We start from the raw sequence: 21678 nt of genomic DNA, 5'->3' as shown, positions 1-21678 counted from the left end.
GCACGACCGGATTATCACCCGTTTTACCGTGATAATGTCGTGATAATATGAGATTCTCTGATGCGTGACAGTTCAGCTTTGAAACTGCATGATGGCGCAGCAGGGGAGGAACTCCGCAAATATTGGCTCATGGTCGATAGTTTTGTGGATAAAGGATACAGATGACAGATCAAAAAAAGAATGACGGGAAAAAATCAACACGTAAAATTAAAGCAACTACAGGTGCATGGTGGAAGACAATCGTTGAGGATGAGCCGGAACAATCGGCTCCCGCGGTAACCAGTAAAACTGAAGTTGCGCCAGATGTGGGTCAGGCAGTTGCGCCTGATAGCAAAGCTGAAGATGTACCCGTCAGAAAAAAGACACCGGCAAAATCTATTTCGGGAGCAGCAGAAGACAAAGCTGGTTCCACTCCAGTGCAGGCAGAAGCAGAGCAGGTAAAAAAGCCGCGTCCACGTAGAGCTCCGCGCAGGAAAAAAACAGAAGAACCAGCCCAACAACCCCTCGCTGAACAACCGGAATCAACAACTCCGGCCCCGACAGCCGTGCCAGTCGAAGCGAAATCGGCAGATGCTGATACTGCTGCGCCTGCTGCCAGAAAACCCGCTAGAAAAAGATCCCCCCGCAAAAAGAAAACTGTTGCCGAAGACATACCTGAATCCACGGCAGGATTGCCTGTCTCTGCTGCAAGCAGAGAGATGGTGGCAGTCACTGATGCTGTAACGGTGGAGACTGTGCCGGTTGATGCAAAAGATGCGGGAAAAGAGGCCGAAGGTGCAGATTCACAGGCTGCCAAGCCTGAGGCTGCGAGTTCCGGCCGCAGAAGGGCGCCGCGCAGGAAAAGAGGCCCTGCTGCCAAAGACACCGGCGAAGCAGTAACGGCAGGGGAGGGCGGTGATTTGGCTGCAGCCGATGCAGCTGCCGGCTCGCCGACTGAAGCAAAACCTGCAGCGGAAGCAGAAACAGTCAAGCCTGCCAGACCAGCGCGTAAACGCGCGCCGAGAAGGAAAAAACCGGTTGTAGCAGAAGAGCGCAATCAGGAGCAGGAGCAGGAGCAGGAGCAGGCTGAGCCGGTCTCAGTTGAAGATGTCCCGCCTGAAGAGTCCGCCGAGGCAGTTGCCGCTGAAAGTGATCAGGAGCCGAAAAGGAAAAGCGGACAGCGCCGATCCCGTGGCAGAAGAGGACGGGGACGACAGGCCAAAGAGGCCGGAGCTGAAGCAAAAGAACAGGATGTCGAAGGAGAAACAGGCGAGATCGAGCTTGAAACGAGATCAGCAGACAGGCAGGACTTTGCTGAAGACGAGGATAGCGACGAAAGAGACTTTGAGCTTGATTCAGAGGATGGCGAGCTGGCCGAGGGTGACGATAAGAGCGATCTGGTTCTCAAGCTTTTGATAAATGCCGAGGAACCTGAAGAGTGCCGTTTGGCGCTGCTTGAAAATGGACGTCTCGAATCCATCCATGTCTCGACAATCAACCGGGCTCAGACCAAAAATAATATCTATAAAGCCAGAATTGTCGCAATCGAGCCGAATCTGCAGGCCGCCTTTGTTGATTATGGCACAGAGAAAAACGGCTTTCTGCCATTCAGTGAAATTCACCCTGAATATTATAGACAGGAGTTGCCGGATCATATACAGAAACTGGTTGATACCCACCACTGGAAAAAGCTGAGCATCACTGATGTTGTTGAAAAAGGTCAGGAAGTAATGGTCCAGGTGGTTAAGGAAGAAGTTGGCAAAAAAGGTGCCAACATGACAACCTACCTGTCGCTTCCCGGCCGCAGTGTGGTACTCATGCCGGGATCAGATTCTTCCGGTATCAGTCGTAAGATCTCCGGTGAGGAACGTCGCAGCAAGTTGAGAAAGGCTATGACCGCTCTGGAAATTCCAGAGGGTATAGGCTGGATTGTACGTACTGCCGGTGTCGACATCACCAAGACAGCCCTGAGCCGTGACGTGGGGTACCTGCTCCGTCTCTGGGAAGAAATAAAGAAGAAGGCACAAACTCTCGAAGGTGTGGGGCAGGTTTATGAGGACCACCAGTCCGTACTCCGTTTCCTGCGTGAGCACTTCGATCCGGCCATTGATGAGATCCTGGTTGATGCCAAGGATGCCATGGACCAGGTGAAGGAATTCGTCTCCTTGCTGCCTTCTGCCCAGCGTAACGTCAAAGTTCGTATGCACAAAGGGTCTCGTCCGATCTTCAACCAGTACAGTGTCGAAGATCAGATCGAGTCGATCTACCAGCCGAGGGTAAACTTGCCTTCAGGTGGCTCCATTGTCATCGAGCCCACGGAAGCGTTGGTGTCCATTGATGTTAACTCCGGCTCCACCAGTAAAGGTAGGAACTTCGACCAGTCTATTTATCAGGCGAACATGGAAGCCGCCGGTGAGTTGGGCAGGCAGCTGCGTCTACGAGATCTTGGCGGACTTATCGTGGTCGATTTTATCGATATGCGGAACAAAAAGCATATTCGGGACGTTGAACGCAGGGTTAAGCTTGCCATGCGCTCTGACAAGGCTAAAGTTGATTTCAGCCGTATCTCGAAGTTTGGCCTGATGCAGATCTCCCGCCAGAAACTCGGCTCCCCGATAGAGGCTGGTAATTATCGGGTTTGCAGTCACTGTAGAGGTCGGGGAACTGTGCGGTCGGTTGAGACTCTTGCGCTTTTTTATCTGCGCCGAATCCAGACCGGTGCGAGCCGCAGGCATGTCGCAAAGGTGGAATGCCACTTCCCGCTCGATGTTGCCCAGTATCTGCTTAACAACAAGCGTCATGAGATCCACGAGCATGAAACACGCTATAATACCGAGATCGCAATTCTGCCTGATCCGTCTATGACTCCTGTCGAAAATGAAATAATCCTGCACAAGGCAGAAAAAGAGGAGGACGGCAAAAAACAGGCTTGAAGTATGAATTAAACTGGGGTATATATCCTCCACTTCTGTCGCACCAGTAGCTCAGCTGGATAGAGCAACGGACTACGAATCCGTAGGTCGGGCGTTCGAATCGCTCCTGGTGTACCAGTTATTAAAGGGGTTGCAACCAATTGGTTGTAACCCCTTTTTCTTTTTATTCTATGCCGGTTCTTGCCTGTCGTCGATTCTTGCCTGAAGCATAGAAGCCTCTCATAAAGCATTCAGCTTACACCAAATGCTATTTTCTCAGCTATCCCGGATAAGGTTATGATTTCTCATTTGCGACCTGAAGCCGAGGAGAACGCACGGCACTTGGGTTACGCATCTGCTATGGAGAATTTAAGAACCATGGTGTAGCCTTAATTATAAAAGTGAAAATAGAGGTATTTCCGCGTCGACAGTAATTATCTTTCCCATCAGGATGGAGGACAACTCAAGTTAGCCTCATGAGAAAAAAAATCTTAGTGGTTGACGATGAAGAAAGCATTCACCTTTCCTTCAGTGTGTTTCTCTCAGAAGAAGGTTATGAGGTCGGCACCGCCAGCAGCATTGAAGACGCAGTAGAGTTATTGAATAGCTGTATCTATGATCTGCTAATTGCCGATACAGGCACAGGTGTTGAGACAGGTGGAAACCTGCTGAAGACTGCAAAATTTTTACAACCTGCCACCCCGGTGGTGATGATCACCGATGATTCAGAAATTGAAGCTGCTGCAGAAGCATTTCGCAATGGTGCGTTTGATTATATAATCAAGCCAATTAACCTCGACACTTTGCTGCGGGTCACTAAAAAAGCCCTGAAGCATAGAGCCATTGAACACGAAAAGGAACGCCGCAGGCTAAATTACGAAGCTGTTTTCAAAAGCGTAAAGGCCGGAATTATTACCGTAGACAGATCAATGATGATTACTGACATTAATGATGCGGCCGGCCGCCTTCTTGATATTCGGCGTGATAATGCTGTTGGCAGGCATGTATCACGCTTGGCCAGTCACTGTGGCGGAAGATTTGTTCATATTGTCAAAGAGATCCTGGAGCAGAAACAAGAGCTGAACGACAGATTCATCGAATGTCATTGCATGCGGAATCCCCGCCAGGTGATCAGCCTGGCTGCCTCACCATTGTTTGGTGCGAATGGGGAACTCTCAGGTTCGGTGTTGCTGGTTCGAGATGAAAGCAGCCATCATGAACTGAAGAGCAGCCGTAAGGATTGTCATGACCTGGAGCGAATTGTCGGAAAGAGTGAAGCAATACGTCAAGTGAAGGCCCTTGTCCGGGAATTGGCAGATGTCCAGAGCACGGTACTGATAACTGGTGAGAGTGGTACCGGCAAGGGACTGGTGGCTGAGGCCCTCTACCGGCTCAGTAGCCAGTTTGATCGCCCACTGGTAAAAGTTAATTGTGCAGCACTCTCGGAAACACTGCTGGAAAGCGAGTTGTTTGGTCACGTCCGGGGCGCTTTCACCGGTGCTGTCGCCGATAGAATTGGAAGATTTGAGTTGGCTGATGGCGGTACTATCTTTTTGGACGAGATAGGTGAAATCTCACCGCGTATGCAGCTACGCCTTCTGCGGGTGATAGAATCAGGTGAGTTTGAGCGCGTTGGTGACTCAAAGACCGTCCAGATGAACATGCGAGTAGTGGCGGCTACCAATCAGGAACTGACCCAAAAAGTTGAAGCAGGAGCTTTCAGGAAAGACCTGTATTATCGTCTCAAAGTTGTAGAAATCAAACTTCCTTCCCTCAGAGAGCGACTTAACGACCTCCCCCTTTTGATCGATCATTTCCTGTATAAGTTCAACCGACTCTTTTCCAGTAAAATAACTGGATTGTCGACAAGCGTTTTGGATGTGCTCAGGTTGCATTCTTGGCCTGGCAACATACGTGAACTGGAAAATACTCTTGAGCATGCCTTCGTGCTCTGCCGGAAGGGTATCATCACAATGGACCACTTACCGCCGGGCTTTCGCCATATTGCCCGCAAAATAAATTCCACACTGGAAATAGGCGACGAAAAGATGGAGGCCGCATGTATTCGTCGGGCCCTTGTCCATGCGGATTGGAATAAAACAAAAGCCGCAGCTATTCTTGGCGTAAGCCGTCGAACTATCTACCGCAAAATTGAACAGCACAAAATCTTTCCGCTGAACTGACAATGTCGTAGTGTGACTGTGTCACAATAAAATGTGCCATGGCACGGACTGTGCCATGACGGGAGTGTGACATGGCACGATCTAGGGGCAATGTCGTACCGGTAATTTCCCCAGGTTCTTACTCGCAACTTATGCCTAACATTTTGTTGAATCACCTTTTCTTTGATGTCAGCTTACCATAAACGAAATTAAATCCCACCTGGTACACCTTTTGATAGGCACTTAAGCAGTTACAAGGGAATCCCTGCAGAATTTGTATGTGCCTCATGTCTTAGAGGCACATGTCGCTCTAATGCTCTGTGCAGACGTTTGTCAAAGATACACTGAGATTTACAGCAGACCTGGAGGTGACTTGGCGGGGTGTTCACAAAAAAGTTGAACAAATTAAAAAGAGGGGGGATATGAGAAAAATTCGATCGATGTCAATGATGCTGTTTGTACTCTGCTTCATAGTCCCAGCACTGGCAATAGCTGGCAAAGGCTTCATGGGAGGCAAAGGAAAAATCGTGGAGGGCGAACCACCTGAGGACACAGGTGGGGTGCAGGATGGCGTCGAAGGCCCACTCAATGACATGAAATCTGATTCAGGCAAACTGTATGGGGATCTCTACAAGATTTTGCGCCAGACAGGGGAAACAGGTGATAAAAAACTGGTGCCGAACGTAGACGAAAATGGCATCCCGATTATGGATGAGAATGGGTTCCAGGAGTTTGTGCTGGAAGAAGACACTATTGGTGGTGAACCGGTCCTTACAGTTGTTGATCCAGGATCAGAGAACACTTACGTGGATTATGGCTGGTATGCAAAGGAGGTGGGCCTCAATGGTGATGGGACTCCAATATATGAGGCCGCCCAGTCGCAATATCCGGCACTTTGTGCACAGCCTGTAGCCAATTATGAGCGGTGGGGAGATATATCCCAGAAGACCGGGCTGACTAAAAACCGCCTGCCGCTGGTAATCACGTACGATGCAACCTGGGGCAGGTCTGAGTGCGAGGTAGGTGAATTGATAGATGTTACTGCCGATCCCGTGACAGGTGATCTTACCATGACAGTCAACCAGTGGTTTATTGAGCCGGGTGGAACCTGGACGGATGAGGCTAATGGGACAGTCACATATGCCAATGGCGTACTCTGGACTGATCTCATCGAGGAGGTGCACTTTGGTCGTCTCAATCTTGGCAGGGCACCAGAGGCGGTGCTGCAGGCCGCCTTTGATGAGGCTATCAATACCATCAACAGTCCTGACACGTTGCGCATTGAATTTGATGCCACCGGACGGCTTCTGCTGACGAAAAGAGTTTATGACGAAATACTGGTCGATCCTGCCACTGGTGCACCTAAGGAGATTGGCGAAATACAAAAAGCGATCGACTCGCCTCTGGAGAATGTGGCTCTTTACCTGAAGCTCATGAGAGATGGCCACCTGGTGACCCCGGCCGTTGAGCGGATGCCCATAGACCGCTCAATGCATGGGGGAATCCCGCTGTGGAAATTGCTTGAACTGGAAGACGGCCCGGCTGATGCCTCCCTCAGGCCGACCATCGATATCGAAAAAATGAAAGCTTGGGGATTGGGCAACCTGGTGGATGTGTCAGCAGAAGAGTACTACTGCTATTACCAGTGTACGGACGTTAATGATGACCCAACAGCATGCCTGTGTTGGAATTCCGAAACGGTACAACCCGAACTGGAGGGTGAGTGGGTTATGTGCGAAGGGGTGGTTGACCGCCAGCTGGCTACCGCTGGAACCTGCCCGGCGGATGAAACATGTTTTGGTCCATTTTACGGAATCACGGACTTCCAAGGCGGCACACATGACGCGACAGATCTTCACAACGCGGCAAGCTTCCTGGCCGCTGGTGCTGACAAGACCGGTGATATCGGGGTCGACATGGTGGTTTACTTCAATTCTATTCTGGGGATTAACAGAGTGGTTGGCTACAGCGAATATGATGAAAACGGTGAACCGACAAGTAATGCAACCAGTTATGAGGATAATCCCGTTTATTTCAATTTTGAAAAGGTTTCCGGCTACCATCGAGATACTACTTTCGGGGCTCGTGCTGGAGGGTATGTCAGAGTGCTGCAGGGGGGCTCGCCAGCTTGGACAGAGACGGACGTAAAGATCGTCGAGGCAGCAAAATTTAATGACATCGGCAAGGGGAGTGATGGCTTCCCCGCAGGGCTGCCCGCCGTTGACAATATCATGGGCTTTTGTCAGGAGGCGGATGATGACCTGAGTGTCATTGAATTCATCCACACCTATCAGATTCCTGGGTCAAGGTAGTCGTTGGCGAAAAATAACCTACAAATCGGTCTACTCATGCGCGGCCTGTTTCTTGGGTGGCGCATGGGTCAGCTTCAAATTCTTTTATGTTCAGCATAGAGTTCCTGAACTCATTTTTCCCGTGGTGGGACTCTGTGGGTATTTCGAACATGGATGATGACCTGTACTGCATGAGCGGATAGCCTGATCCCCATTGCAACAGAAGGAGACTCACATGAGAAAAAATTACATTGTCCTGGGCTGGTTTGGCATATACTTGCTATTGTCAGCTATTGTCAGCTTTGCGGCCAAACCGGTTCCGGTTCCAGACGGGACCGGCCTCTTGACCGGAAAAGTCTCGATTGCCGGTTCGAGAGTTGCGATTGAGGGGGCGGAAGTGACCGCGGTCGGCACGGATGGACCGAAGGTCGCTGTCACTGGGAGTGAAGGTACATACTCTATGTATCCCATTGCCGGTGACTACAACGTCACCGCCACGGCGGCAGGCTATAACAGCCAGACCTTCTTTGTGACGGTCAGAGACGGGAGGAAATCCAAGGTCAACTTTGCACTATCTGAAGCAGTTGCTGTTACTGGCACCATCACCGGAAAAGTGACGGACGGAGATGGAACTCCGCTGGATGGAGTAGAGATTGCGACCAGTTCCGGTGGCTATGGCGACATAACAGAAAATGGTGGGGAGTTTTCCATGGTTGTGGCGGCCGGCGTCTACAACCTCAACGCATCTCTTGCCGGTTATCAACCGGCAACACAGAGTGGTGTTACGGTGGAGGTAAACCAGACCGTGACGGTTGATTTTTCACTCAATGGGCTTCCTGCAGGGTTGAGCATCACCTCACTTACTGCATCTCCCGACTCATTCCAGGAGGCCTCCATTGCAGAAATCACGCTGACTGCTACTCTAACTGCCCAGGCCACCGAATATTCCTGGACACAACTTTCCGGCCCAAAAGTTCCCCTGGCTTCCGCTCAAACGACCGCAACCGCTGATGTCAGCGGCCTCGAGGTGGCGGCAGAGTGTGAACTGGTATTTGAGCTGAAAGTAACTGATGGGATTAATTGGACATCTGAAACTGTTACGGTGCTGGTCCAACCATACGATATGTTTCAATATCCCGCATCGAATGTACAGATCGGCGGATCAACCACCGCCGTTGCCCGTTTCCAATATGGTGGTGCGGAATGGTGTCTGTTCAATATCGGCACGGCACTCAAGGCGACTCCTGTCAGCATTACCGATGAAACCGTTTATGAGATTATCCTGCAAGGCTTTGTTTATGACATTGAGATTGTTGAGTACAGTGGACAGAATTACGCGGTGATCGCTACCGGTACTGCAGGGGTGACTGTTGTGGATATTTCCAATCCGGCGCTGATGTCCGTAAAGAGCGTTGCGCCAGTCAACTTCTACTTTGACGATGTCACTTTTGCTGAAGGCGGCGGCGACATCCTCTATGGCAACGTCTTCGAAAGCGATGCCGGGCCGGTGGTGGCCCTGGCTGCGGATGGCGAGAATCTCTACATCGGCGGTCACGATTACGGAATCCATAAGACCTCATTGGCAAACGTCTTTAACGATGTACGCGAAGCAGATATGACGCTGTATATCGACCTTGAGGTGTTGACCGTTCAGTACGCCGGAGAGCACGGTTGGGGCGGGCCGATCTCGCTGAAAATGTACGGCGGCAAATTGTTTGCCGGCCTGGGTGCTCTCGGCATGGGTATTTTCGACCCCGGGAGTTTGGAGCAAACGGGTCGCTACAATCTGTACACCGATGAAGCGCGTAGTGAGGACTATTTTGGGGCAATGGCCCTGAGTCAGACAGTGCAGGGCGATCCGGATACCGGTGATCTCTATCTCGACGCCTTTACCGGCATGCCCGATTATCGACAGGTCAACTACGAGATTGAATCAATAATGCATGCCAATGTTGAGGGTGATACCCCCTGGGCCGACTTTGAGCGGGAGGGCAAATGGTACTACGAGGCGGTCGATGTCGATGTGGCCCAGCAAGCTGATCGCACAATCGCCTATATCGCGTATTCTCTCGGCGGCGTTATCGCAGTCGATGTTACAGGCTTCGAAAACTTCACGGCAGAAGGGTTTCAGAGCGTTCCCTACCTCGGTTATTTCGTAGCGGTACCGGCCAATGGTCCATATGATACCGGTTCCCAGCCATCCAGCCTGTTGCCCTATGAGGGGGCCGGGATGTTGAAAGAATCCGGAGTATTGAGCGTTAACGTTCGAGACGACCGACTGTTTCTGACCGATCACTTCGCTGGTATGGTTATCCTCGAGAGTGCAGATAGCCCGGAAGGCTGGGGCGTGGCCGGTACGTACAACAACGATACCGACGGCATCCCAGGTAACAATGTGCCGGAATTTGAAGATGTCACCAGTTACGACATGTCGCCATGGGATTTGTCCGATAACGAATCCTTGCCCTGGGCGTATTATCAAGCGCCATGTGAACTGGCGACCCGGGAACTGGAAGGGCATGGCTACGGCTTGGCTTTGATGGACAATATCGATCTCTACACCGCCGGTCAGATTGACGTGCTGGAATGCTCGACCGCCGGCGGCTTTGTATTTGTTGATGTCACCAATATCGAGGCAGAAGTGATGACCGACCGTTTCGAAATCGCGGTCTATTTCCCTTCAACCGACGAAGTTGGTGCGGCTCCCGATGGTACTGCCACCGACACCATAGCTATCGGACATACTGACGGCATTACAGCAACCGATAATTACATCTATGTCTCAGACGGTCCTCATGGGATAACGGCTTGGAAAATCACGGATGAATCAGGTTATCCAACTGATTCTGTTCATGTTGTCGGCAACACGATCCAGGATGAATATCCTGTTGAAGTCGATGGCGAGCTGATCTATCCAGCGTCACATACGGTGCGCAATGTTATCGACCCGAGCGGAGATTACACCTGGGCGCTCTGCGTGGGGAACGGTATCCGCCGGGTGCCGATCGCTGGCATCGAAGCGGGTTTGGGTGAGGTTGGCTCGCCCATGTTGATGAAATTGCATATCGACGACAGTTTCGAGCACAATGGCGATTGGGGAGTGGTGAAAAAACTCAACTTCCAGGATCAGGCCTATGACCTGGAATTTCTTGGAAACTACGCCTACGTTGCGGATGGCACCAATGGTTTGACCGTCTATGACACTTCCAAGAATCCGACTGATGCTCATAGTGGTTTTTTTGTCGGTAATATCGGCTACAACAAGGGAAGCCCACTTCTTGGCACCGCCTCGGGCATCGAACTCTGGACCGATCCTGCAACTAACAGACTCTATGCTGTTCTTGCCTGCGGTCCCTATGGGGTTGGTGTTGTTGACGTTACTGATGTCAATAACATGCAGATTGTAAAAGTCTTCGAGCCAAAAAAATATGAAGGCGATGATCTCGGCTCAGCTGACGGTCAGGCCATAGATCTTGAAGTCGTGGGTGATATAGCATATTACGGGTACGACAGTTTCGGTCTCGTTGCCTACAGCATGAATGACCTGATCAGCCCGTTACCGGCGGGGGTCGATCCAACCGAGCTTTTCAAGAAAGAAGCTGATGGGTCAGTCATTTATGACTACCGTCCGGAGTTCCTCGGTAAGTTTAAACTCCAGGAGGTTGTGGGTTATGAAGATGTTGATGGTGGCAGCGTTAAAATGACCTATACCCAGCAATCTGGAAAACTCTATTTTTATACGGCATTCGGTCATTACGGAGTAGTCAAAATCGATTTCACCAACCCGGCCGAACCGGTGTTGCTGGATGCTATTTCGACGGCGGCAGAGTGTGTGGATGTTGAAATTTCCAATGGCCGTCTCTACGTCGGCGACCACGGCGGTGGCTTGGTTCTTTTCAAGTAGTTTTTTATTGTTCTAGTCCTTTCCAGAGCCTCCCCCCGGTTGCTTGCCGGGGGGAGGCTGGTCTTTACTCTAATATGGAGATACTGTTGGTGGTGCCGTCCGTGGTTTGAGGGTAAGCGTTTCCGGGATGGCATAATAGGCAATGTGGAGGAGCATTTCATAACTTTGTCCAAGTCGGTTTGAATCCGGTCTTTTTTCATTACTTCCCACATTGCTCGACACCACAATAGAGCACATCTGTGCGCAAGCTATCCTTGAGCAAAGTGTTGAACAATGGACTCGCCGATCAGATCGGCCCGTATTATCCTTTCCTTGAAGTTCTTCCTCTCTTGTCTCTCCCTATTTGTTTACCACAGTTATTAGTGGAACAATCCAGCCATGTTAGAGGTCTGGTTAAACTGAAACATAAGGATAGGCTGATTTCTCGAACATTTTATGTATAGTCTGCGCAGATAGCAGGCCTGTGATCCATAGGTAATGACTATTTTATTTATTGAAAATAAGCTGGTAAGAAGCTTTGTTTTTAGGGTTAAAATCGAACCGATCTATTTATCTAATTTGTCCTGACTGTTGGAGGTTTACAGTGTTATATTTTAGGCTGACCAAATTCGTTTTACTCTCTTGCATAATGGTGGCTCTCAATTCACCTTCTCTCCTGTTTGCCGATGTGGCAAAATTAGCTGATTTGAGTACAGAAAAGCTCATGTCCGTTCAGCAGAATCCCGACTGGAAAATAGTTGATTGCCGCTTAAACGATGCCTTTAACGGCTGGAAGCTCGACGGTGTTCAACAGGGAGGCCATATCCCGGGAGCAACTGATTTTTCTGCAAATTGGTTGAAGGTTGATGGCAAGGGCAAGAAGAAAGAGCTTCAAGACGCTCTCACGGCCAAAGGTATCAGCAAGGATCAGAACATCATCCTCTACGATGCCAATGGCAAAGATGCAGCCATGGTTGCGGAGTATCTGGGGGCAAATGGCTATACCAACCTCCATTACTATAATATCAATAACTGGCCGGCAGACCAACAGCTTACCAGATATGCCAACTATCACCTGATTGTCCCTGCGGTTGTAGTACATGACATAGTCGAAGGTAAAATCCCGGAGACTTTTCCAGCTGATAAAAAGGTCAAGATCGTTGAGGCGAGCTGGGGCGAGGAGAAAACCTCATACGCCAAGGGACACATTCCTACTTCCTTTCATATCAACACTGATCATATCGAGCCGCCGACCGCCACTGATCCGGTAATGTGGATGCTGGCAGATGATGATGTGTTGGCAGATTTTGCCATGAATTACGGCTTCACCAAAGATGATGTGGTGATTGTTACCGGTGAGGAGCAGATGGCAGCCTATCGCGTCGCCCTTGTGCTTCGCTATATTGGTGTGGAAGATGTGCGTGTGTTGAATGGTGGTAACCAGGCCTGGACCATGGCCGGCTATGAGTTGGAAAAAGTGAGCCATAAGCCGGTACCGGTTGCAGAATTTGGCGGCCCAATTCCCGGCGACCCTTCGGTGATCGACACCATCGAGGAGGCAAAGGCGGGGCTCCAGACCCCGGAGGCCTACACCCTGGTGGATAACCGAACCTGGGATGAACATGTTGGAAATATATCCGGTTACAGCTACCACAAGAGAAAAGGGCGTATTCCTGGCTCGGTTTTTGGTTATGCGGGTAAGAGCGATGCCTACTCTCTTGACTATTTTCGCAATCCTGATAAAACCATGCGCAACGCTGGCGAAATTCTGGCACTTTGGCAAGGGCAGGGCATAGATCCCGGTAAACGCCTGGCCTTTATGTGTGGAAGTGGTTGGCGTGCGGCTGAGATATTCTACTATGCCGATGTATTCGGCCTAAAAGATATCGGCGTTTACAGCGACGGCTGGATAGGCTGGAGTAACGCCGGAAACCCCTTCGAAACAGGCGAACCTACGAAGTGAAAGAAGACAAATTACTACATTATGGGGTCACCGCTTTGCAGGTGGCCCTTTTGCTTGCCCTCGTCGTGCTGGAGTTTTTGTCTGGTTATAAAGCAGGCCTGGCCCAGCACCTCTATTACAAAAAAATCTATTATGTTTCCCAATATTACCAGGGAGCACCACTTTTTCTGCACGGGCTGATGCTGCTTGCTCTGACCGTTTTCGCGTTGAAAGGATGCAAGCGGTATGCAGGGAAAATTTTCCCGAGCTTTTACAGATACCTCATTTTGCTGGTGGCATTTGTAATTTTCTTTATGTTGCCGGTCACCCGCCAGCTGAATATCTATGCCCACGGATTGATGGGCCTGCAGCTCTGTATGGTGCTGGAGACAGCCCGACTGATGTTAGCCCCTCGTAAGTGAAGGAAGCGTCAAATTCCAAGTTTTTATTCGTAAATACAGCAAGCCGCGATTTGCCGTCAGAATATAGCAAAATAATTCCGCTATATTCTGACTTCTGTTGTGGTTTGTGGTGCCTCATCTTTCCTCGGTAACCGCTGTAAGCCTCTACGCTCCAGCTTGGGGTTCAAGTTGCCTGGCGAAAATATAGCCGAATCATGAATGAGTTGGTCAAGTACCCTGCACCCATAAATTTTTCTCTTTGTTGAAGAGTGAGGCATCATCGAAGCAGAATATCTCCATCATCCGATAAGTCCTCCCCCGCCAGTTTCGGCTATTTAACCGGGTAAAATCATCACCCCCAAATGTAATTATCCGCCTTTAAGGTAGTACAATTTCTTAGCCGTCTCCCCCCCCAAGAGTACCTTCATCGTCTTCCTGCAAAAGACTCTCTATTGCGAAGAATTTATTTCCTATCTTTTATGTGGTGCAATTATCCTTGATCTTTAGACTAAATAGGTTAAATATTGATGAGGTTGTTAGTTGATAGGCATGGTGGTTATATAAACAACATTCCAGGACTTTTAGCAGTACCAGCCAGGGGGAGGGCGATATTAAAGCTTTAATCCATTTGGCTTGTCCCTGACATCTGGGGTGAGTTGGTCCGGGGCGATAAGGAAATCGTAGGGGATTCCCTTTACCCTGTCGGAATTGAATAGCTTTGTAAATACACTCGAGGTCTGGAAATCGGTCGGGGTATAGCAATGATCAGATTAAATGAAACAGTTTGGCAAACAGGGCAGGGTGGTGTCATGAAGTAAAACTGGCAGGCGTTGGTAATGACCTGTCAACTTCGCATAAGTTCGCTGAAGGCCAGACCGCTTCTTTGTGTGAGCGATCTTATGGAGAGCCAGGGAACTGGATGCCTTCCAGTGTTGTGTTAGCCTGCGGCTGGATGATTCGGAATAATCAAAAATAGGTAAAGGAGCGCGTCTAATGAATTATCGAATAAACTTGTTGATAGCATTTTGTCTGCTTTTATTACCATCAATGGCTGGGGCGACCTCGGGGGTTGTTTCGGAGCAACTCTTTTTTCTGGAGCCGGACGGACGTCATGCCTTAGTTTACACAACCAGCCGCACAGACTACGCCAACTACAATATGTGGCTTCCAAATAAGGCGGGAGTCAGCAAGGAAGAATACATCAGCAATTTCCTATACATTCACCCCAAAGAATATACCTGGGATACCAATTCCAGAAAGGGCTACAACGTTCTTAAATTCCCTGGGAGAAGTTTCGCGGGCCTTGAGCGGGTTGATCTGGATTCCAATCTGCAGATCTCAGAAGATGGGATTTTCCATTTCAATAACTGGCCTAAAAGGATGAAAACACCAACCGGCCATTATGGACTCTGGAACAGCCCTGACAATTTTGAAAAAGTTGCCTATACCTGGGTATTTCCAGAAAATTTTGAACCGGTAAGGTATATGGCCAATCATGCTGGTGAGTGGGTTCGGAACCACAACACCATCACCTATTACGGCTCCGATGTTAATGATATCGTGTTCGATATTATGTATCAGCCCTCAAGCCATGCCACATATGAAGCGTTGAAAGAGGGGCTTTCAGGTGAAGATGTCGAAATTTCCCAAGGCCCCGAAGGAGTAAATATATCGGTAGCCGCTACTGTTTTGTACCCATCGGGAATAGCCGATTTGTCTGACCAGGGAAAAACAATACTGAATAAGGTCGCCGGTACCTTAAAAGATCGGGATGATATGAAGATTATAGTTGGTGGACATACCGACAACGTACCTATCGGCCCTGAGCTTGTCTCAAAGTTCCCGACAAACTGGGAGCTGGCATCCATTCGTTCTGTCAATGTTATTCATTTCCTGGCTGAAAAAGGGATAAGAGAGGCTCAACTTGAGTCACGATCTTTTTCTTTTTATCAACCGGTCGACTCCAATGAATCAGAGAAGGGCAGATCGCAAAACCGCCGTATTGAACTGTTGATAGTAGAGAATATCAAGGTCTGACAGTCGATTGAAACCGGTGTCTCCCCTGAAGGGCTATTAGCTGAGAGCAATACACCTTCAGGGGGGCTAAATCGCGCTGGTTAGTGAAGACTCCGGGCAGTTGCGGGCTGGTGTTCGTTGGTTCCAAAGTCGGTTGTATGAGAGTTGGTTTTAACAAAATCCGGATTATTGCAGCTCAATAAAAAATGAATATACTACACAAATCGTTGGTTACATATCTACTTCAAATATTGATGTTTATTGTAATTGGAACCCTGCTTGGCGGTTGCTCCGCTCTGCAGGGTGTGAACGGGCATGACCAGCAAAACGCTAATGTGGAAAAGCAACTGGAAAAGCGTCAATATCTGCAGCAACTCGAAATAGAACCGGAGAAACTGTCGGAGAGAAACCCAAAAGAAAATGAGACGATTGGTGACCGCTATCTGCAGCGAGGCGATATCAACAAGGCTTTCCTGTACTACATCAAGGCGTTGCAAGTTGAGCCTGACAATAGTGGGCTGCAATATAAAGTAGGTACGCTGCTGCTTAAACGTGATAAGTACGCCGAAGCGGAGCATTCCTTTTCAAAAATATTGACCATGGAAACGGAGAATGCGCCGGCCCGTGAAGGGTTGGGTAAGGCGTATTTCGGCATGAAAAAGTATGCCCTTGCAGAGGTTGAGTTTCGAAAGGCGGTTGACCTTGACCCTGGTTTGTGGCAGTCGTTCAACTATCTTGGACTCATCTACAGTAAACAGCAGGATTTTGAAAAGTCCCTGGTCGAATACCAGAAAGCCCTTGAGCTGAGCCCCGGTAATACAGAGGTTATCAACAACATGGCTATCTCCTATTTCCTCCAGGAGAATTACGCCAAGTCCGTGCAGCTTCTGGAAATGGCAATCAGAAATAAAGAACCTGATAAACGGATGTTCAATAACCTTGCCGTTGCGTACTGCAAACTGAACAGGTATGACAACGCATTGGAAGCCTTCCGCCGTGGTGCTGACAACGAAGCTGTGGCATACAACAATATTGGCTGGGAATATATGATGGACGACCAATATGGGGAGGCTATTAAGGCTTTTGAGAAGGCGCTCTCCCTCAACCCAAGGTTTTATGAGCGGGCCAGCTTCAATCTGGAAAAGGCCCGCAAAGCACAGAGTACTTCTTTACAAGAGTAAAACACCTGCTATACCCAGTATGGTGCCTGATCGCCAAATAGAGCATGGAGGGTGATAATACCAGGCCAGCTGGCGCGAAAGTGCTGCTGGTAAACATTTACAAAAAATGTGGTGAGTGGTTTTGGTTGCCTCAATAAATGGAGGGAGCAGTGACTATAACATTAGAAGAGCGTCTTGGCAGCATAAGCGAGGATTCTCCTGCCTCTAAAGAGTTTCGTCCTCAGATACCTGCAAATTTACAGGACGCCGGGATCAATAAGATATTTCTTACTGACCTTATCTGTAAGTATCTCCTGAGCTACGGTGAGTTGACCGGAAAAGAGATCAGCAAAAAAGTCTGCCTGCCGTTTCCCATGGTTGAGGAACAGCTGCGTGACTTGAAACAACGACTGATCGTCATTTACCAATCTACATCTGGTATTAACGATTTTATCTATGCCCTGACAGAAAAGGGCAGGGAAAAAGCTTTACAGGCCCGGGAGGCCTCGGCTTATCTGGGCTCGGCTCCTGTGCCCTATGCCGATTATCTAGAGAGCGTTGCAGCCCAGACTATTCAAAATGAAACGCCGGGTCCCGTTGAACTGCATGAGGCATTCAAGGAGCTTGTGCTTCCTAAAGAGTTTTATTCGTTGCTGGGGCCGGCCATTAACTCTGGAAGAGGTGTGTTTATTTACGGTCCGGCAGGCAACGGTAAGACCTCCATTGCCAGACGCATCCCCCGCTGTTTTGCCGATACCATCTTCATCCCCAAAACTCTGCTTGTCGAGGGGCAGGAGGTCAAGTTCTATGACCCCCAGAGCCATAGGGCGGTAGACATTGGGCAGGATGATGAACCTGTCGACTATGACCGGCGCTGGATACGGATTGAACGGCCGGCAGTGATTGTCGGCGGCGAGATGGATATGGCCTCCATGGAGATCATCTACAATCCTGTAACCAAGGTCTGCGAAGCCCCCGTACAGATGAAGGGCAACTGCGGCATCCTGGTCATCGATGATTTCGGTCGCCAGCGAATGACCCCTGAGCAACTGCTTAACCGTTGGATCCTCCCCCTGGAAAAACGCATAGACTTCCTGACCCTGCCTAACGGCATCAAGTTTCAGGTTCCTTTTAATGCGTTGCTGATCTTCTGCACCAACATAGATCCTGAAAAACTGATGGATGAAGCCTTTCTCCGTCGAATCCCCTATAAGATCTACTTGAGTGACCCCACCGAGGGTGATTTTGTCCAGATATTGAAAAACGCCTCCGAGCAGTATGATATTCAGTATGATAACAATGCCGTCGAATATATGCTGAATACATATTTCCGTAACAAGCACCACCTACGAAGTTGCTACCCTAGAGACATCCTGCAACAGATTGTGAATATTTCATTGTATGAGCAAAAGACGCCTGAGATGACGAGAGAGGTTATTGATTTAGGAGTTAAATTATATTTTACAGCGACTAATTCGGTAGTGGCAACTAATTGAAATATATGCACTAATGCAGTTTGGTGTTGGCATGTTAAAGGTTGAAGCAAAACTTTGGCGACAGAATAAATGCTATTATTTAATGTTGCTGTTAATAGTTGTACAGTCTGTAGTGTTCTTGCTGTTAGGACTCTGGCGCCATTGGGGTTATCTTACTTCCATAAACGATCTTGGTTGTTTCGACCAAGTTGTATGGAAGGCTGCTAACGGTCTATCCCTCGTCAATACTTCAAATTTTTCACAGCCTGTTCAATGGCTGGGTTTTCATTTTCAGCCCATTTTATATCTCTTTGTCCCGCTGTATAAGATCCTTCCTACAGCTAATTGGTTTATATTGGCGCAGAGTATTGCTCTTCCAATAGCTGCATGGCCATTGTTCCGAATTGCAGAGCAAGTGACTAAATCTGAAGTGGCTGCCTTAATGTGGGCAGTTGCATTCATGTTCAATCCATTTGTATTGAATGCAGCCGCCTGGGATTTCCACCCCGTCAGTCTTGCTGTCCCTTTTTTTGCTCTCGCGTTATTGGCGGTGGAACAGAAACGTCCCTTACTATTACTGTGTGCATGCATTGTCATTGCTAGTTGTAAAGAGCATTTTGGTCTTGCGGTCGCAGGGATTGGATTGTTGTACTGGGTTCGACACAGGGGATCGCTCGTTGGTGTGAGCTTTGTTTTAATTGGTCTGATATCAATTGTATGTATCGTCGGATACATCATGCCCTCTCTCTCTCCTACCGGGAAACAGATTATGTTGAGTGAGGGTTCTGGTCATCTAAGTCGCTATGGTTGGCTTGGTGGATCTATTCAAGAAATAATCAAAAATGTTATTATTAATCCTATGTATATTCTGGAAAGAGTTTTTCTGAATATGGGTGGGCTTAAATATTTAATGTTATTGTTACTGCCGTTTCTGTTTTTTCCTCTTTTCTCCTCGTTTTGTCTGTTACCCGCGATCGGTGATATTCTTGCTAACCTCTTGTCAGCGAATCCGATGCCGCGGGGAATATTTTCATACCATTCGGTAACCATTATTCCTGTATTAGCAGTGGCAGCTATTCATGGCTGCAACAAATTGAATTGGTTAATAAAAAGATACTCTTTGGTGGAGATATCCGGATTTGTCTTGCTGGTTAATTTAGGGCTAGGCTATTGGCTAGCGCCTTTCCCGCTACCGGGAAGTACAAATATGTGGAAAGCAGTGTATTTAGTCGCCTCTTATGATGTGAAAGACACACGGATCAAGGATTTTGTTGGTGATGGATCCCTTTCGGTTCAGGCAAACCTTGGTGCTCACTTCTCGCAACGTACAGCTTTGTATCGTTATCCAGAAAAAATTGAGGATGTAGATTATATCGTTCTCAGGTTAGAGTCCCCCACGAAAAGACTAAAGCCATACGAAAAAGGTGTTATTGGTACTTGGGCTCATCACCTTCAGATCTCCCCTGAACAATACCTGAGTTCAGTGGAGGGACTTATTAATGACGAAAGTTACAATATTTTAGTATGGGATTCACCCTGGCTGGTAATGGGGCGAGATCAACAGTCTCAAGTAGAGAAAAAGTCAGTATTGTTAAAAATTAATCAGTTACGTAAAGAATGGATGAATTAACTGTGTTTTTAAATCCAGGTAGTTTTGATCAATTGGGCATTCCACAATTATGGACCTTAAAGAAGAAAGTATTTTAAAAAATGAAATAATCGGTCACTGGTACTACAAGAGCAAAGCTGCCGCGTTGTTACGACTCGTTGGTGATGGTGAGTATAGGGTGATTTTAGATGTCGGGGCTGGGTCCGGCTTTTTCACAAAATATCTTCTTGGAAACACATCTGTAGAACAGGGGATATGTGTCGATATCAGTTATCCGGCAGAAAGGGATGAGAATGTTGGTGGGAAAAAAAATCAATACCTGAAGAGTTGTGGTTCTGTTGGCGCAGACCTGGTGCTCCTGATGGACGTATTGGAACACATCGATAATGACTTAGAATTATTAAGGCAATATTTCGCAATGGTCCCAACAGGAACACGATTTTTTGTCTCTGTTCCAGCGTTTAACTTTTTGTGGAGTAAACATGATGAATTTCTTGAACACAGAAGGCGATATACGCTGAATAGTCTTCAAAGAATTGTACGTTTAGCAGGACTGAGACAAAAAACGATTTGTTACTATTTTGGATTTGTTTTCCTTATTGTCGCAACTGTTCGCCTAGCTCAGAAACTTTTTTTGAGAGGAAATCATAGTGCACTGAAAAGTGATCTGCAATCACACTGTTTGGTGGTAAATGCCCTACTAACCACAATGTGCTCATTGGAACTCCGTGTTTTTAGATTTAACAAGCTTGCAGGAGTCTCTATTTTCTGCTTGTGTGAGAAAGAATCGAAGCAGTAAAAATATCTCTATGATTTAGTATTCACCTTCAACGATATACAACGGACGTGCTTTGGACTCCATATATATCCTGCCAATGTATTCACCTATAAGGCCAATCCCAACAAGTTGAATTCCGCCGAGGAAAAGGATCGAAGTTAATAGGGAAGCATAACCGGGAACATCAACTCCCAATATCAATGTCCGAAATATAATAAAAAAACCATAACTGAGAGAAAGCGTTGAGATAATTATCCCGAGATAAAGCCATATACGTATTGGCAGGGTGCTGAAACTTGTAATGCCATCAAGTGCTAGGTTCCATAACCGCCAACCATTGAATTTCGATTTTCCTGATTTCCTCGCTGCTCTCGTATATTCCACCTCCGCGGTTTTAAAACCAACCCAAGCGAACAGCCCCTTCATAAAGCGCTGATTTTCTGGCATGGCTTTAATGGTGTTCACAACTTTCCTAGACATCAATCTATAGTCACCAACGTTCTCGGGAATAGCGGTCGACGAAATTGAATTATGGATCTTGTAAAACAGTAATGCCGTGTTACGTTTCAGGAAACTGTCTGTACATCGGTCAACACGTTTTGCCAGCACAACATCATACCCAGCCTCCCAGTGTTCGATCATCTCCTTTATAAGTTCTGGCGGGTCCTGCAAATCAGCGTCGATGGGGATGACTACCTCACCACGGGAGGAATCGAGGCCGGCCGACAGGGCCGCTTCTTTGCCAAAGTTACGTGAAAGGTTGATTATTCGTAATTGAGGGTACTCTTTTTTGGCAACAAGAAGCGCTGTTAAAGTCTTATCTGTGCTGCCGTCATTTATGCATATAACTTCAAAAGATTTATGGATCTCCTCCAACAGATCAACAAGTCTTCGCAGGAAAACAGGTACCATCTCCTCTTCATTGTATAAAGGGCATAGTATCGATATTGTGATGTTTATGGCCTGAGGCCTATCCTTGTGTTGTTCGCTTAAATGTGAGTAGATGCGGGGTTTCATGTGGTATCCCAAGTGTGGTGGATTGCAGCTTTCTAAATAAGCCCTGTCTCCAA

General features: G+C 48.1%; 12 protein-coding genes and 1 tRNA gene. 12 read left to right on the top strand and 1 reads right to left on the bottom strand.

The annotated features are described in order from the left end of the window. The first annotated feature begins 161 nt into the window (after window positions 1-161). The 12 genes from ACN5NT_RS15850 to ACN5NT_RS15795 all read left to right on the top strand — a co-directional run bounded on the left by ACN5NT_RS15850 (window position 162) and on the right by ACN5NT_RS15795 (window position 20629). The gene (locus ACN5NT_RS15850) at window positions 162-2912 is read left to right on the top strand and encodes an Rne/Rng family ribonuclease (RefSeq protein ID WP_419176079.1); all 2751 of its coding nucleotides are present in this window, start codon (window positions 162-164) and stop codon (window positions 2910-2912) included. A gap of 40 nt (window positions 2913-2952) precedes the next feature. Then, a tRNA-Arg gene (locus ACN5NT_RS15845) sits at window positions 2953-3029 on the top strand. Window positions 3030-3367: 338 nt separating this feature from the next. Further along, entirely contained in the window at window positions 3368-5074 is a 1707-nt protein-coding gene (locus ACN5NT_RS15840) for a sigma-54 dependent transcriptional regulator (protein WP_419176078.1), read from the top strand. A 401-nt stretch (window positions 5075-5475) separates the two neighbouring features. Continuing rightward, window positions 5476-7365, top strand: a complete 1890-nt coding sequence (locus ACN5NT_RS15835) for a hypothetical protein (RefSeq protein WP_419176077.1) — start codon at window positions 5476-5478, stop codon at window positions 7363-7365. Window positions 7366-7579: 214 nt separating this feature from the next. Further along, a complete protein-coding gene (locus ACN5NT_RS15830) occupies window positions 7580-11248 on the top strand; it encodes a carboxypeptidase regulatory-like domain-containing protein (protein ID WP_419176076.1) in 3669 nt (1222 codons plus the stop codon). A gap of 583 nt (window positions 11249-11831) precedes the next feature. Continuing rightward, window positions 11832-13190 (top strand): sulfurtransferase, encoded by a 1359-nt coding sequence (locus tag ACN5NT_RS15825; protein WP_419176075.1) that lies wholly within the window; start codon window positions 11832-11834, stop codon window positions 13188-13190. Beyond that, window positions 13187-13591, top strand: a complete 405-nt coding sequence (locus ACN5NT_RS15820; RefSeq protein WP_419176074.1) for a hypothetical protein — start codon at window positions 13187-13189, stop codon at window positions 13589-13591. Before ACN5NT_RS15825 ends, ACN5NT_RS15820 begins: the two co-directional genes overlap by 4 nt. 972 nt (window positions 13592-14563) lie before the next feature. After that, entirely contained in the window at window positions 14564-15607 is a 1044-nt protein-coding gene (locus ACN5NT_RS15815) for an OmpA/MotB family protein (RefSeq protein WP_419176073.1), read from the top strand. Between the two features lie 233 nt (window positions 15608-15840). Then, a complete protein-coding gene (locus ACN5NT_RS15810) occupies window positions 15841-16767 on the top strand; it encodes a tetratricopeptide repeat protein (protein WP_419176072.1) in 927 nt (308 codons plus the stop codon). Between the two features lie 149 nt (window positions 16768-16916). Further along, on the top strand, window positions 16917-18242 hold the full coding sequence (locus ACN5NT_RS15805; RefSeq protein WP_419176071.1) for an AAA family ATPase: 1326 nt from the start codon (window positions 16917-16919) through the stop codon (window positions 18240-18242). 31 nt (window positions 18243-18273) lie between these two features. Next, the gene (locus ACN5NT_RS15800; RefSeq protein ID WP_419176070.1) at window positions 18274-19851 is read left to right on the top strand and encodes a DUF2079 domain-containing protein; all 1578 of its coding nucleotides are present in this window, start codon (window positions 18274-18276) and stop codon (window positions 19849-19851) included. A 49-nt stretch (window positions 19852-19900) separates the two neighbouring features. Beyond that, window positions 19901-20629, top strand: coding sequence for a class I SAM-dependent methyltransferase (locus ACN5NT_RS15795; protein ID WP_419176069.1), 729 nt, complete (start codon window positions 19901-19903; stop codon window positions 20627-20629). Between the two features lie 15 nt (window positions 20630-20644). Here the strand turns inward: ACN5NT_RS15795 and ACN5NT_RS15790 are convergent, their stop codons facing one another. Further along, a complete protein-coding gene (locus ACN5NT_RS15790) occupies window positions 20645-21625 on the bottom strand; it encodes a glycosyltransferase family 2 protein (RefSeq protein WP_419176068.1) in 981 nt (326 codons plus the stop codon). Window positions 21626-21678: the final 53 nt, after the last annotated feature.

Origin of the sequence: Desulfosediminicola sp., from assembly GCF_048381775.1 — a bacterium.
GTDB classification, from domain to species: Bacteria; Desulfobacterota; Desulfobulbia; order Desulfobulbales; family Desulfocapsaceae; genus Desulfopila; species Desulfopila ganghwensis.
Note: the sequence above shows the minus strand (reverse complement) of the source record. Positions and strands in the feature narration are given on the sequence as shown.

Coding starts and splice junctions, on each gene's coding strand:
- ACN5NT_RS15795 (WP_419176069.1), top strand. CDS start 19,901: ATGGACCTTAAAGAAGAAAGTATTTTAAAAAATGAAATAATCGGTCAC.
- ACN5NT_RS15830 (WP_419176076.1), top strand. CDS start 7,580: ATGAGAAAAAATTACATTGTCCTGGGCTGGTTTGGCATATACTTGCTA.
- ACN5NT_RS15815 (WP_419176073.1), top strand. CDS start 14,564: ATGAATTATCGAATAAACTTGTTGATAGCATTTTGTCTGCTTTTATTA.
- ACN5NT_RS15790 (WP_419176068.1), bottom strand. CDS start 21,625: ATGAAACCCCGCATCTACTCACATTTAAGCGAACAACACAAGGATAGG.
- ACN5NT_RS15835 (WP_419176077.1), top strand. CDS start 5,476: ATGAGAAAAATTCGATCGATGTCAATGATGCTGTTTGTACTCTGCTTC.
- ACN5NT_RS15810 (WP_419176072.1), top strand. CDS start 15,841: ATGTTTATTGTAATTGGAACCCTGCTTGGCGGTTGCTCCGCTCTGCAG.
- ACN5NT_RS15850 (WP_419176079.1), top strand. CDS start 162: ATGACAGATCAAAAAAAGAATGACGGGAAAAAATCAACACGTAAAATT.
- ACN5NT_RS15840 (WP_419176078.1), top strand. CDS start 3,368: ATGAGAAAAAAAATCTTAGTGGTTGACGATGAAGAAAGCATTCACCTT.
- ACN5NT_RS15800 (WP_419176070.1), top strand. CDS start 18,274: ATGTTAAAGGTTGAAGCAAAACTTTGGCGACAGAATAAATGCTATTAT.